The organism is Protofrankia sp. CiP1_Cm_nod1 (assembly GCF_920888515.1).
In the GTDB taxonomy this organism is placed as follows: Bacteria; Actinomycetota; Actinomycetes; order Frankiales; family Frankiaceae; genus Protofrankia.
In genome coordinates this window covers 22834-37171 of sequence record NZ_CAKKTM010000027.1, presented here as the reverse complement: position 1 = coordinate 37171, position 14338 = coordinate 22834, and the positions used below count along the sequence as shown (strand labels likewise).

10 protein-coding genes are annotated in these 14338 nt (G+C 66.1%); 2 read left to right on the top strand and 8 right to left on the bottom strand.

What is annotated here, in order from left to right:
• A partial coding sequence (locus tag NBX02_RS01905) for a VHL beta domain-containing protein (RefSeq protein WP_250289702.1) occupies window positions 1-437 on the top strand: 437 nt, incomplete at its 5' end.
• 80 nt (window positions 438-517) lie between these two features.
• A complete protein-coding gene (locus tag NBX02_RS01900; RefSeq protein WP_250280540.1) occupies window positions 518-769 on the top strand; it encodes a type II toxin-antitoxin system CcdA family antitoxin in 252 nt (83 codons plus the stop codon).
• A gap of 86 nt (window positions 770-855) precedes the next feature.
• On the opposite strand, the gene NBX02_RS01895 is transcribed toward NBX02_RS01900, so the two are convergent.
• The 8 genes from NBX02_RS01895 to NBX02_RS01860 all read right to left on the bottom strand — a co-directional run bounded on the left by NBX02_RS01895 (window position 856) and on the right by NBX02_RS01860 (window position 14061).
• Window positions 856-1605 (bottom strand): TerD family protein, encoded by a 750-nt coding sequence (locus tag NBX02_RS01895; protein WP_250289700.1) that lies wholly within the window; start codon window positions 1603-1605, stop codon window positions 856-858.
• Window positions 1606-2236: 631 nt separating this feature from the next.
• Window positions 2237-3907, bottom strand: a complete 1671-nt coding sequence (locus tag NBX02_RS01890; protein WP_250289698.1) for a hypothetical protein — start codon at window positions 3905-3907, stop codon at window positions 2237-2239.
• Between the two features lie 131 nt (window positions 3908-4038).
• Complete coding sequence (locus tag NBX02_RS01885; protein WP_250289697.1) at window positions 4039-4740, bottom strand: RDD family protein; 702 nt, start codon at window positions 4738-4740, stop codon at window positions 4039-4041.
• 106 nt (window positions 4741-4846) lie between these two features.
• Window positions 4847-5704, bottom strand: coding sequence for a hypothetical protein (locus NBX02_RS01880; protein WP_250289695.1), 858 nt, complete (start codon window positions 5702-5704; stop codon window positions 4847-4849).
• A complete protein-coding gene (locus NBX02_RS01875; protein WP_250289693.1) occupies window positions 5704-7653 on the bottom strand; it encodes a protein kinase domain-containing protein in 1950 nt (649 codons plus the stop codon). The genes NBX02_RS01880 and NBX02_RS01875 overlap by 1 nt, the downstream gene beginning before the upstream one ends.
• Before the next feature lie 139 nt (window positions 7654-7792).
• Window positions 7793-8068, bottom strand: coding sequence for a hypothetical protein (locus NBX02_RS01870; protein WP_250280552.1), 276 nt, complete (start codon window positions 8066-8068; stop codon window positions 7793-7795).
• Window positions 8069-8349: 281 nt separating this feature from the next.
• Window positions 8350-9309, bottom strand: a complete 960-nt coding sequence (locus NBX02_RS01865) for a hypothetical protein (RefSeq protein ID WP_250280554.1) — start codon at window positions 9307-9309, stop codon at window positions 8350-8352.
• Between the two features lie 714 nt (window positions 9310-10023).
• Window positions 10024-14061 (bottom strand): nSTAND1 domain-containing NTPase, encoded by a 4038-nt coding sequence (locus tag NBX02_RS01860; protein WP_250289691.1) that lies wholly within the window; start codon window positions 14059-14061, stop codon window positions 10024-10026.
• Window positions 14062-14338 lie beyond the last annotated feature (277 nt).

The window sequence follows — 14338 nt, the reverse complement described above, 5'->3', positions numbered from 1 at the left end:
GGCCCGCGGCGGCGGCGCCCGCTGCGGAGACCAACCGTGACTCCCCGGGCAACAACGCGCCACCGCCCGCCAGCCAGCCGCCGGCCGCTCAACCGCCAGCCACCCAGCCAGCGGCCAACCAGCCGCCGGCCGCCCACACGTTCAGCTTCACCGGGAACCTCACCCGGTACTCGTGCGCGGACGAGGGACGCCTGGTCTCCGCCCGCACCACGGACGGCGTCCTGGCCACGTTCAGCAACCAGAGCCCGGAAACCGTGCAGATCTACTGGCTCGACTTCAACGGCTCCCGAATGGCCGCGGCCTCGTTCCTGACACCGGGAAACTCCTATTCGAGCAACACCTACGTCAACCACCTGTGGCTCGTCGCCAACTCGAGCGGCCGCTGCCTGGCCATCTTCACCGCCGGCACCTCCGGCGGCCGAGTCACCGTTTACTAGAGCCGTCGAGCTGCTCCATCGTCAGGACGGAGCACAGGGCAACCACTCGGTACCCCACGCCGAGTGTGCATATTATGCGCATGGCAAGAGTGAACATTACCGTCTCCGATGAACTGATGGAGTCCGCCCGAGCCGCCGGCCTGAGCATCTCCCGCCTCGCCTCGGCGGCACTGGCCGAGGAACTGGACCGGCATGCCAAGATCGCCGAACTGGACGCCTACCTCAGCGAACTGGAGGCCGAACTCGGCCCCGTCCCAGCTCATGAGGCCGCCGCAGCCCGCGAGTGGGCCGATCGGATCCTGCCCGCCGCCTCGACAGCGCGCACGGCATAACCCTGACGAACCGCCCCGCGCAGTCCCTGTAACGATCAGTTGGATACCACGACCATCGAGATGGTTCGTGCTCAGGATTTTTCCATTTATTCCACTTCGATACCGTAGTCGCGCGCCAGGCCGGCAAGACCATCCGCCCAGCCCTGACCGACACCGCGAAGACGCCAGCCATTTGCGCGCCGGTAGACCTCGACAGCGACGATCGCGCTTTCTGTACTGAGCCCGGTCACCGGGAAGACAGCGAGCACCTCGCGATCCGCGACTGCCGCGATACGCAGATCAGTAACCGCGGCAAGAGCAGTCGCGCCGGAACAATCGAGGCTCGCCGTAAAAACCACCTGGCCGACCGATGCCGGAACACGAGGAAGATCAACGAAAATGCTGTCGGTCCAGGTACCATCGGCCTGCTGCGTCCGACCGGACATATGGACGGTTCCGGCGGCACCAGTCGGCTGGTTGTAGAAGACAGTTGCTTCCGGATCGAGCACGTGGGCGTCGGATCCGCACGGCAGAGCGCTGACATCGAGATCGTCGCTTGCTCCACCTTTCCGGAGAAGCGCCACCCGTATCGGAACGACCGGCAGTGGAACATTCGCTCCTCGGACAAGAACAGTCGCGCCGTCAAGCGGAGGAAAGTCGGCGTCTACCGTCTGCGGCCCACTACCGGCATCAGTATCAGGTTTCTGCCCCTGGAGCTGGAAGGCAATTTCTGGATCATGGTGCTGGAATTCCATGAGAAACTTGTCCAGGTAGTTACGGGAACTTCTTCCGCCCATGATCGTATGAGGTGAATACAGGACTACCTCGCGCCTGTCATCACGCTCCCAGGTGTACATGTGCAGGGTTGCCGATCCACCGTTGGTAGCCAGGAAAGTCGGGATGTGCACACCAACGGTGAAGGTCGGCTTGTCGTCATCGAGAACGCTGAAAGGCGAGTCGTCTCGTGGCGTGAAATACTCGAATGCAACATCACCATCGGTCTTGATGTGCCGAACCCTGCTTAACCATCCTCCCGGTCAGGCCCTGCGTTGCGTCGCCACGCCCCTTGAAGATCGCTCCGAATTCACGCTCGGTGAGCGTAGTCGAGAACTTGACGTGCATGGATCGCATTCAGACTCCACCGCCCTGTTTCAGCCAGCACTTCCTTTTTCGCCATCCATGCCGCTCCTACCCGCAGCTTTGCCGACGACCACGAGTAGGAGCGATACGATTACTTGTACTGATGCCACTGATCGTTCGAGTTCTCACAGACGTATCCGCTGCTGTTGCACCTGCTGCACTGCGTAGTCCATCCTCCACCGATGCCGTTGCACTTGGGGCAGCGAACAATCTTGACCTTCTTCTTGCACTTCTTGCACTGCACACCCGTCCGGTCACCCTGCCATCTCACAGCGAGATCTCCTTCACGACATGGTTGAGAGCTATTTGAAGAGAAGAACTGACGGAGCCACTAAAAACTGGTCTATATCAACGGTCACGATTCCACAGTCGCGGTCTTCTGCGAGATGAATTCGTGTCCGATGGCGTTTGCGGCTCAGGTACTGTCGCATGCAGCCTGCCGCTGATATCGCTCTCCATGGGCTCGCCCGCTCTCAGCCGCCCGAGGTCGGAGGAGAGGGCCAGCCAGCCGTCTCGGTCATCGCGCGGTGAACCTGTTCCGACATACATTACAAAGGTCCATGACTCGGGACCCTCGAGAGTATCCGCGAAGGACGGGTCGGCCTCAAGCGCGCCGGCGCAGAAACGGCGAATCTCCTCCGTCACCAGCATGGGCTCCGTACCGGACTTACTGATGGCATCGAACATGAGTTGAGCCGCGCAGGCATGTTGCTTCCGAAACATTTCGACCTGCGATCCGGCGAGCACAGGATTACCAAAAGCAGGCCGTGATCCCGCCTGCAGAGCCGCTGCAGGCTGAAATGTACCGTCGGACACGGTCTGGTCGACCCAGATGACCCGCGCACAGGAACGTTCGACGCCGCAGGAAAATCGTACCGGCAACACAAGCTCACATTCGGATGAGGCGAGATCCGCGACGAAGGGACGCTTCCCGCTCCCACGGCCTGCGTCAGCTGTCGGATCCATACCTACCGGGGCAAGAAAAGCCAGCCAACGTCCATCAGCAGACACACGAGGGCTTGCGACAAGCAAGCTGACTTTTGACTGCTGTCCCCGAATCCTGCACAATTCCTTGGCACGGCCCCGTTCGAGATCAACATCGAACACATCAGCTTCGGATTTCTGACCAGGCCCCGTAGCCACCAGATGGCCGGGACGCGTCGGCCACCATCCTGCGTCGACAATGTGCACACCGAACACGTCCTTACCGAGCGGAAAAATCATGCCGTCGGGGAGACGCACAAGAGCAGGTGGGTTGCTCCCGACCAGTAGCCAGGTGCCGTCCGGGCTGTACGCGAGCGGCGCCGCCTGCCAGTGGCTGCCGGCAGGATTGCCAGTGACCCAGCGCCATGTCCTGTGTGTCAGATCGTATTCCCACAGCGCGCAGTCGGGGCTGCCAGCCGGCCGAAACTCCAGGAACACCGCCCGTGAACCATCAGCTGTGATCGCTACCGAGAACGTCTCGAACATCGCTCGCTCAGGTCGGGGGCTGGCTCCGGCGAGTCCCGTATAAGGCTGTTCACGGGACAACAGGGCCACGCGTGACCACGGCGAACTATTTTCAAAAGCGACATGGGGAATATGAGCTTGGATGTAGTCACCACCAGCCGGAATACCGAGAGCTTCCGCCGTGTGCCTGCGAGCCAGCGCAACGGAACCGTTTGCGGCGTATGCAACGTCGTAGTCGACGAAGTTCCTGGGGGTGAGGGACCGGCCGTCCGTCCCGACGAGAACAGATCGACCACTGTAGCCACGTTCTGCGATCACGGCTGTCATACCGTCGTCCGGATCATCACTGATGAATCGCGGCTGTTCGACGATCGCAAGGGTCGAGCCGACAGCCTGCGAAGCTGGGCCGTTCGCCCTCGACCAGATTCTGCTGGTCCCACAACCGGCAGCCAGTGCGGCGTCGAGATCGACGATCGGAACAGCGGCACGAGCAGGTTCGCTCGTCTTCTTCCCTCTCGTCGGATGAGTATAATCTATTTTCTTGTTTAGGCGCGTGTATTCAATCGACACAGCCCCTCCTCCGATTTCACATGCCCTACCACGCTGTCCACGACACAGGAATCACCACCTATTTCCACCGACGGCGGGTACCTGCGACAGGAAGATCACAGGTGCATGCACATGTGACTGCCGGGCCGAAGTTATTCGGTTCTGATGACGAGTGATTTTATGATCTTGTCGGCGATGGTCTGCTTTTTTTCGTCCCAGAGGGGCAGCAGGTAACCGATGCAGAACAGCAGGCCGTCCAGGAAGTGGCAGATGCGGCGGACGATGGCCAGGCCGAAGCCGAGCGGCTGGCCATCGGCTTCCCGGATCAGTTTGATCTTCGCGACACGCTTGCCCGGCGTCTGGCCACGGGTGCCCTCGAAGTAGGACATGAGAAAAAAAGAGGCAATGCCGGCGACAAATCCGAGGATTATCAGCGCGCTCCCGGCGGAAGAGGAGGAGGAGCCATAGGAGTCGTAATCACCATAGGGGTCGTACGAGGATGCGATACTGCTCACCGCCATGCCGGCGCCGACGAAATACAGGATCGTGGGCACCAGACCGAAGACCAGCCAGTCCACGACGGCGCCCAGAACCCGCAGGCCCCAGTGCGCATAGTCCGTCCGCACCGGTGCGCCGTACCCGTAGGGCGGGTTCTGCCCCTGATAGCCCTGGTTGTACGGGTAGCCGTAACCGGGCGGCGGCCCCTGCGGCCAGCCATGGCCCGGCTGCGGCTCCTGCGGCGCATAGCCCGGCTGTGGTGCATATCCTGGCGACGGCCCCTGCGGTGGGCCATAACCCGGCTGTGCTTCTGGCTGCCCGCCGTACGGGCTGTTGGGATCGGGTGGATAGCTCATGTTTCTCCTTGACGGACGAGGGTCGGGACAGGTGGGCGGGGACACACGGGTTACGGGTGTGGATACGGATCGAAGCCGCGGCCGGAGCGGTTCCGGGCATGGCCGGCTACCGCTGTAGTTTCCGGGTCGGCCGGCTGTCGAGTTCGCGGAGCGCATCCATCAGCAGCCCGCGGTTCGCCAGGATGTACTCGATGAACTCAGGTGTCCCGCGCTCGCCCTGGAGGTCGACGCCGAGGCGGGCGGAGGCGTCCTTCCGTAGCCGGCCGAGCTGTTTCTCCAGCCATTTCCGCGACGCTTCCGTGAGCTCCCGGTCGAGCAGGAGCAGCGTCTGCGCGCCGCGTTCCCGGACACGAGGTGGCAGGCCGTGCAGTTCCGGATAGCAGTAGGCGGCGAGGGTCCGCCGGTCCCCGTGGCTCCACGCCGGTGCCCCGACACTGGACGTCGTCGGGGCACCGGTTTCCCAGAGGCCCGCCATGTTGGCGGCATGAACGGCCCCCGCTCCCGCGCCGGGCCCACCAATGACAAGGGTGAACCGATGCTCGATATCACCACCGGACGCGCGAATAGCGACCATCTGCCAGGTGCGGACGAGGACCTCGCCCGGACTGTCCTTGATGATCTCCCGATAGAGACCGGGCGCGGTCAGATAAATCTTGGTCTTGCCGGTGGCGTGGTTCGTCAGCGTCCATCGGCCGTCGGGTGCGGCGATCCGGCCCGCGAGACGCGGGACGGCCGGGTCCTGCGTGCCACTGTCGTCCACGAGTTTCACGGCGATGTCGACCCCGGCGGGAGCCCGGCCGAAACCGAAGGTCCGCCTGCCGGTGAGGACCCATCGGTCGTCGACGTGAAGGGTGTTCTCCCGAGGGTCGGTCTCCCGGTTCAGACCGGCGGCCCGGCGGTAGAACACGGCCAGGGCAGGAGCACCACCGCCGGCCGGGCCATCATGCCTTGGTTCGACGGACATCATGTCCCCGGCGTCGGGGTGGGCACCTCGCTCGGAACCCCCAGCAGCCGGGCATCCCCCCACACATTGTAATCACAGGATCCGTTCTTATTGCCGCTGACGAACGTCTGCGTGAGTTTGAGTCGGAGCACTCCGGTGAGATCGAGGCTGATGGGGACGGATTCACCGAAGCCGATATCCTTCCGATAGGCGGGCGAGCCGTCCACGAACACCTCGTACAGAATTCTTATCGAGCTGTCCCACGCGTCATCGGCAATACCTGCCGTGGCCTGAAACGTCCGATAGTGCCGTCCGAGATCGAACTCGAAACTCGACGAACGGCGAGTACACGTGTACAGCGAATGCGGATAGGTCTTCCCATTGACGGTTTTGGAGCCCGTGGAGGGGTCACCGGCGACGGCACGCACGTCGCTGAGATAGACCAGCGCGGGCTGGCGTGCCACGGTCAGCGTCACCTGCTGCCCGGCTTCCAGTCGGGTTCCCGCCGGGGGATCCTGGACCAGCACCGTGTTGTCGGTCGCGCTGGGGTCCAGCTTCTCCTTGACGACGACCTGGACGCCATTCTGGATCAGTGCCTGTCGGGCCTGTACAAGCGTGACGTTGACAACCGACGGCATCGGCCCGCCGGTGGGTGCCGCGGACGGCGTAGGGCTGGGGCTGGGGCTGGCGGAAGCCTGGGGCAGCGGAGCCGCGGAGACCGACGCGGGCCCCGGCCCCCTACCGGATATGACGGACCCGGCCGCGGGCTTGTCCGCGTCCCTGAGCCGGGGCAGCGCGACAGCGGCACCCGCCACGAGCATGATTGTCGCGGCCAGCGCGAGGGTGACCACGACACGCATCCTGACCCGCGGCTTCCGGCCAACGGGTGGCGGGGGCACGATCCCGGGCCCACCAGGCCCGAAGGGCCCACCAGGCCCACCAGGCCCACCAGGCCCACCAGGCCCACCAGGCCCGACGGGTCCGGGGACGATCACTGTCGATCTGTCCGGTTGTCCCGCCCCGAACCCGGGGGAGGTCGGCGCCGGTGGCAGTGACGATGATGTGATCGTCTGCGAGCCCACGCCGGACAGCCAGCGAGCGAGTTCCCGTGGCCGGTCACCGGGCTCGTGCGCGAGCCCTTCCAGCACCAGGTCCGCGAGGAACGGCACGTTCCACAGCAGCGGGCTGGCGGCGAGCGCGGCCCTGGTCGCGGCCCGGTCCACGTCGCGTGGCCAGCCCGAAGCGTCGGGATAGTGCACGGGCGGCTGGCCGGTGAGCAGATAGACGACGGTCGCCGCGAACGCGTACCGGTCGCTGTCCGGCGTCGGCCGCGCCGCGTTCCCGGCCGCGAGCAGCTCCGGCGCGATATAGCCAGGGCTGCCCATGCCCAGCCGGGCCGTGCCGTCCGCGAGATTGGCCAGGCCGAAGTCGACCAGGATCACGCTGCCGTCGTCCTGCACGAGCAGGTTGCCCGGCTTGACGTCACCGTGCGCTACCGGAACACCGTTGGTGTCCTTCCCGCTGTGCAGGTAGTCGAGGGCCGTGGCCAGCTGCCGGGCGAAGCGGACACGCGTCGACAGGTCCGCGTCGCCGTGGGTCAGAAGCCACTGCCCGAGCGAGGTTCCTTCGACGTAGTCCATGACCAGGTACCTGTGTGGCGCGACGCCGGGCTGGACGTCTCCCTGCCAGTGCCGTGGCGCGCCGAGGAAGCCGCCGAAAACGCGGACGATCCCGGGATGCTTCAACGCCTGCAGCAACGAGACGTGCCGCGACCAGGAACGCTCGATATCCGGTGTCGCTCCGATGACCGGCCCGAAGTCCTTGACGGCGACGACGCTGCTGCCCGCTCCCCCCTCCGAGAGCGGTCGCACCGCCCGCCAGACGTCCCCCTCGCCCCCGGCGCCGAGGGACTCGATCAGCTGGTAGGCGTCCGGTTCCTGTTCGGGCCCCGCCCACAGGGCACTGCTCATCTGCCTGTTCCCCCACAGTGTTCCATGATTCACACAATGCTTCTTCTCGTTGCCGGCGGTGCGTACGGACCGGTCCTGATGAGGCTCCTGACATCCTCCTGGACGACCAGCACGGCACTGCCGCCAGCGCCGCCGCCCGCTATGCCCGTGGCCCCGGCGGTGGATTCCGGCGACCGCGGTCGAACAAGGAGAAAAGAACGTAGCCGACCGCCAGGAACGGCAGCACGAATATGATGGACGGGAACACGAACGTGCCGGAGTCCTGACCGGCCACATACACGCCGTAGCCAATGAAGGCGATACCGCCGGCAGCGCAGGACAGGCGGTCCCGGCCCCGTGCTGTCGGCAGAAAAACCATCCCTATGAAGACGATCCCGGACAGGACCGAGAACACCTCGTATGCTCCCCAGTGCATGGCCTCTCCTCCGTGGGCCTCGTGAACCGCTTACCGCACCAAAACAACACCGGCACGGGGCGGGATGGCCAGCGAGCGGGCCAGGTCGGGGGGACAGCCCCCGGATCCGGCCGGCTGCGGGGCCCGCGAAGTATGCTCGTCGGCGTGTTGCCGCCGGCCGGCCTTTCTCCAGCCGGGGCTCACCGGCCGGTCGTCCGGTGGGAGTGGCCGCGACGGTGAACCAGTACCAGCCGCCCGCGGTATGCCGGCCGTGCATACGGCCGGCAGCCGGCGGGGCATTGCTAGAAGGACCATTGCACGCCGTATCTCAGCCCCTGCCGGAGACTGAAGAACTCCGTCTGGACCTCGCCGATGGAGTCGACTTCCAGCAGGTCGTCGTTCGGGGTGAACTCGTCCGCTATTCTCGGATGCTCGCCGTTCAGCCGCCACAGCTTGCCGGGCAGCCGACCGGCGCCGAACCTGACCTTGAGGCTGAACCGGTCGAAGCGGCGCAGCGGGGTCAGGAGATAGTACGGCCGGAGCTCTTCCCGTGGGTATGCGGTGAACTGCACCGCATACTCGTGGCGCTCGCCGAGCCTGAGCGGCCGGGGCAGGCGGATGACGAACCGGGCGTAGTCCGGCCCGGGGCGGTGGCACTCGATTATCTCACCGCCATGGACCATCTCCGCGTGGATCTCACGTTCGGCTGCACCGCGTTCCGGTCCGGGCCGGACGCTCAGGGAGGCGATGATCTCGTCCAGTTCGTCGACGGTCGCCACGATCCGGCGTTCCTCGGTCAGCCGGGGAACCTCGAGATCGAAACGAAGCATCGATTTCAGGGACTCGACATACCATCCGTCCGGCACGTACTCGTTGTGACGTCCGCCTGGAGTGTCAGCCGCGCCGGTGATCTGTTCGGCGAGCATCCGGAAACCCTCGTCCATGCGACGGCGTGCGGTACGGGTGGAGTCGCCGAACTGCTTGGCCAGCCACGCCATCCGTTCGTGCAGAAACTTCTGATCTGTCTCTTCGTGCAGCGCCAGCGTGGCGAGGACGGCCAGGCGAAGATCGGACGGGAGCCGGCCGCACAGCTCGGTGAGACAGAGCACCAGCTTCCGCCGCGCGACCGACGGCGGGTCACCCGCGGAAATGTCGCAGGACAAGCGAAGACGCGGCCCTATACGGGCGTGGATGTCCTCGGCCAGCAGACCTCGGCCGCGGCGGATCTCGCACAGCTCTTTGATCATCTGGTCGTCATCCATACCGTACAGCCCCCCATCGGCCGCGTCCTCACGTTCGCCGCAATAGTAGAGGACTACGGACACAACGCAAGATTGGCCGTCGGACTCCCCCGGATGGAGCCGGCGCCTCGGATGCCAGATTGCCCGTCTGGAAGTCGAGTTGCCAAAAGAATGACAAATAATGGCCAGCCGGATGAGAGCCGGCGGGCGAATAGCCAAAAAATCAGCGATGGCCGGCCCGTCGACCGACCGGTCGACCGCGATTGGCTGCCACCCTCGACGGCTCGGCACCCAAAAGTAACCAGGCACACACCATCAGGTGGCAAAAAACTACTTCCAAACAAAAAAACTAGCGACAGGACGTCTCTGAATCCTGACGGTCAGCCATTTTCGCAGGTCCACCTGCCCCAGCCCGCACGGCCTGCCATGAAGTTCCGCTCACTCGGAGTCCATCGGGAGTCCCCCTTCCGGCTATCGCTCTTCCGCCACGAGGAGGCACCGGCGTCGGCCGGGCCGTGAGGCTGGGTGGGTGTGAACCCAGTGAAGAGCCGCTCGGGAGGCGCGGGAAGGGGTCGGCGAATGCCCGTACAGGTCCGTACGGACGTACTAAAGATCAGATAGTGATGATTGTCGGACGGGAGAGCCTCCGGACAGGCTGCGCGGTCCAGACAACCCCGCTCGCGATCGCTATGAGTACGGTCTCAGCGACTACAAGTAGTATGATCAGTAGCAGGATCAGCGCCTCCGGCACGGCGGACGGTAGGGCTTCCCCTCGATGTACCGCTCCCACTCGGCGGACGTGATCGGGTCCCCGCCGGTCGAGCAGATGGACGCCGCCACCCGCTCGAGGCCGGTGTCCCACAGCCGGACCGCATGGTTCTCCCCGCCGGCGGCCAGCACACCGCCCGGGCTGAAGGACACCGAATAGATCGCCTCGGCCGACGAGGTCAGCGTGGCCAGTTGCCGTGGCTGCCCGGGGCGGGTGGTGTCCCACAACCAGACGCTCTTGTCCGAGCTGCCGGCGGCAAGGGTTCGCCCGTCCGGGCTGAACGCCACCGAGTACACATAGTTGCTCGGCCCGGTGAGCGTCGCGAGATGACGGGGACGATCAGTCCTGGCCACGTCCCACAACCAGACCGTCCTGTCGGCGCTGCCCGCGGCAAGGGTACGTCCGTCCGGGCTGAACGCCACCGAGAGCACGTAGCTGTCCGGGCCGGTCAGCGGCGCACCCAGCACGGTCGGGTGCCGAGGGTCGGTGACGTCCCAGAGCCGGACGGTCCGGTCGACGCTGCCGGCGGCGAGGGTGCGCCCGTCCGGGCTGAACGCCACCGAGAACACGTAGTTGTCCGGGCCGGTCAGCGTGGCGAGATGACGGGGACTCCGGGGCTGGCTGACGTCCCACAGCCAGACCATGTGATCGTTGCCGCCGGCGGCGAGGACACGTCCGTCGGGAGTGAAGGCGATGGACTGGGAGTTCCCGGTAGGGCCGGTCAGTGGCGGGTCGAGCCGCACCGGATGCCGAGGGTCGGTGATGTCCCAGCGGTGCACGGTGCCGTCCATGCCGCCGACGGCGACGGTACGCCCGTCCGGCCCGACCGCCAGCGACCCTGTGAACCGGCTGGGCTCCGGCGGGCCGGTCACCGGCGGACCATGCAACGACGGCCGGACCCGGTCACCGACGTCCCACAGCCCCAGGGAGTTGTCGGCGTTGCTGCTGACCACAGCCAGCGAACGGCCGTCCGGAGTGAACCCCACGTTGATGACGTCGGCGAGACTACTGATCACCGGGCCGGGGACGGACCACAGCCGTGCGACACCGTCCGCGGCTGCCGTCGCAAGGCGATGGTCGGTCAGGAACGTCAGCGCGGTCACCGGTCCCGGATGATGCAGCACGGCCACGAGACGTCGGCTGGCGAAATCCCAGATCTTCACCGTGGTGTCCGAGCTGCCCGCGACGAGGAAACGCCCGTCCGGGCTGAACGCCACCGCGTTCACCCAGCCGGCGGCACCGGTCAGTGGCGGGCCCGACAGCACCGGAGCGCGGGGATTCCCGACATCCCATATCCGTACACTTCGGTCCGCGCTGCCGGCCGCGAGCGTGTGCCCGTCCGGGCTGAACGCCACCGAAAACACGGTCCCCGTCGGTCCTGCCAACGGCTCACCGAGCGGATTCGGCCTACGAGGATCGGCGACGTCCCACAGCCGCACCGTCCTGTCCGCGCTGCCCGCGGCAAGAATGCGCCCGTCCGGGCTGAACGCCACCGACTGCACATATCCGTCCATTCCGGTCAGCATCGTGAGGAGCATTGCCGGCCGCCCAGAGGCGCCGACATCCCAGAGACGGATCACGTTGTCCGCGCCACCGGCCGCGAGAGTGCGCCCGTCCGGACTGAACACCACCGAGTACACCGTGTTCGTGGGCCCTCCGTCCGCCAACGGGCCCAACGACAGCGGCCTGCCGGGGTCGGTCACGTCCCACAGCCGCACGGCCCGGTCAGCGCCGCCGGAGGCCAGGGTCCGCCCGTCCGGGCTGAACGCCACCGAGAAGACGGTGTCGGTGTGACCGCTCAACGGTTCGCCGAGCGGAACCGGTCGGCCCACGTCGGCCAGGCTCCACAGACGTATGGTCCGGTCGGCGCCCGCCGCCGCCATCAGCCTGCCGTCGCCGGTGACCGCGGCTGTCTGCATCACTCCGGGAAAGCCGAGCATGCGGGTCACCGGGGCGGTGGCGGACGAGTCCAGAAGGCTGGCGCGGGCCTGCGCGGTGGGAGCGATCCGATAGGCGGCCAGGGACAGCTGCGCGGCCAGGGCCGGGTCGCTGTCCCGTATCCGGTTCGCTTTGATGGCCACCTCACGGGAGATGGCCTGGTCCCGCTGGTTCTTGGCGTCCGCCCGTTGCTGGAGCGAGAAACCGGCCAGCGCACCGGCGAGAACGAGCAGTACGCTCAGCGCGGCGAGCATCTGGTAAAGCCGCCGTGTGCGGCGGCGTTCAACCCGTTGCTCCTCCGCTTCCTGCTGAACGCTCGCATCCAGAAATTCGCGTTCCAACACATTGAGGTAGGAGCGGTGCCGTGGATCGGCCGCCCATTCGCGGGCGACAGCCAGCCGGGTACCTCGGTGCAGGGTCGTGGAGTCGCGGTCGAGATCCGCCCACGACGAGGCGGCGATCGTCAGTTCACGGTGTGTCTGCCGACCGGCCCGGTCGGCGTTCAGCCAGTCCCGCAGCCGCGGCCACTCGTGCAGCAGCGCCTCGTGAGTGATCTCCACGGTGTCCGCGTCGACGGTGAGCAGCCGCCGTCCGATGAACCCGTCGAGGACCGCCTGCACCTCCTCGACGATGTCGCTGCCGGCCCGGTCGTCGAGCAGTTCGGCGGCCCGGACGCGGCGGCGGACATCCGCGGTGCCGTCGTCAATGTGGACCAGCCGTAGAAAGATCTGGCGCGCGATGCCCTGATAGGTGCTGTCAAATGAGCTGTAGACCTCTTCCGCGGTATCGGCGATAGCACCCCGTATACCACCGACTTCGTGGTAGTCCGCAATTCTCAGCGTATTCTTCGACCCACGCTGCCAGGTGGAGAGCAGGGCGTGCGACAACAGCGGAAGCGTGCCGGAGTCATGTGCGGCGGTACCGTCGGGGGAAGCGGGGGAAAGATCACGAAGAAGAAGCTCGACCAGGCCTTCCTCGCAGTCGATCTTTGCCTTGCGTGCGGGCTCGAGGACAGCGCGTCGAAGTTCGGTTTCCGACATCGCTCCGACAGCGATCTGAAAATCCTGCAGAGCCGTGGTCAGAACGGGAAAACGCATGGCATGCGCGTAGAAGTCGGCACGCATGCCCAACACGACGAGCGCCGGGGGTGCCGCGCCGGTGCCGGCCGGGCCCGCGCTACCGCCATTGCTCTCGCCATCCCCACGATCGGTGTCGACGCCTGCCGCCTGCAACGCGGTGATGAACATCCGCTGTTCTTCGGGGTCCGTACATTCGATGAACATCTGCTCGAACTGGTCCACGACCACGAGCGCCCGCGGATCCGCGTTCCGGTCCGTGGACCCGGCACCGGCTGCCACCGCAAGGGCCCGCCGGAGAAGATCCCGGCAGCCTCCCGGGTCGCCCCGCAGATCGGCGGTCACGCCCGCCACGTCCTCCGCCGGCATCCCGGCCATGGACGCCAGATTCCGGGCGAAGTCATCGATCGGGCGCGCACCGGGCGTGAAAAGCATCCATGGCCATCGGTCCGACCCGGCCACGGAGCTGCCGGCGCGGATGGCGGGGATGACACCGGCACGCAGCAACGAGGATTTTCCCGACCCGGACGGCCCCACCACCATGAACAGGCCGCCGCCGGGCCGTTCGGTGAGCCGTGCCACCGTCGCCTCGGTCAGCTTCTCCCGGCCGTAGAACCATTCCGCGTCCTCCGGCTGAAAGCTCGCCAGCCCGCGATACGGGACGGGAGCGCTGGCCGGCCGTCTGCCCGGCGCCCGCCGGACCCGGCTGAGGGCGTCTGCCCACTCGCTGATCTCGGCCGGGTCGGTCACACCACAGGAACGTAGAATGTCGTGGAGCAGTGTGGGTGGCTTCAGCGCTGGCAGATGCCGACCACTGAAATAGCCGCCGAGCGTACCGGTCGGAATACCAACCGCCCTGGCCACGTCCCGCACTCCGAGCCCGGCCCGTTCCCTGAGCGAGGTGAGTTCCCGAGCGAAATCCTGCCGGGTGACGATCGCGGCCGGATCCGGCCGGCCGCCTGGCTCGGACGTGTCGTCCTTCTCAGTCATGCCACTCCGATCGCGCGCCCCACTCGACCGCACGAAGTTTTCTCGGAGAGCGGTTGCGCCCGGCCCGGAGCGGATGTCCACGCTCCGGGCCCCGAGGGCCTGGACGTCCCACGGCTGCGGGGATGCCGCGCACCGGGCACGGCGGCTGTGCCCGGCCTACCGTCCGGCACGGCGGAGCGACGCCGACACGTCGATCCAGGAGCGCGGTCACGTGCCCGCCGACGGCAAAGAGATCATTATCAGGTTCCCCCCGACCCATAGAGACAAGTCTTATATC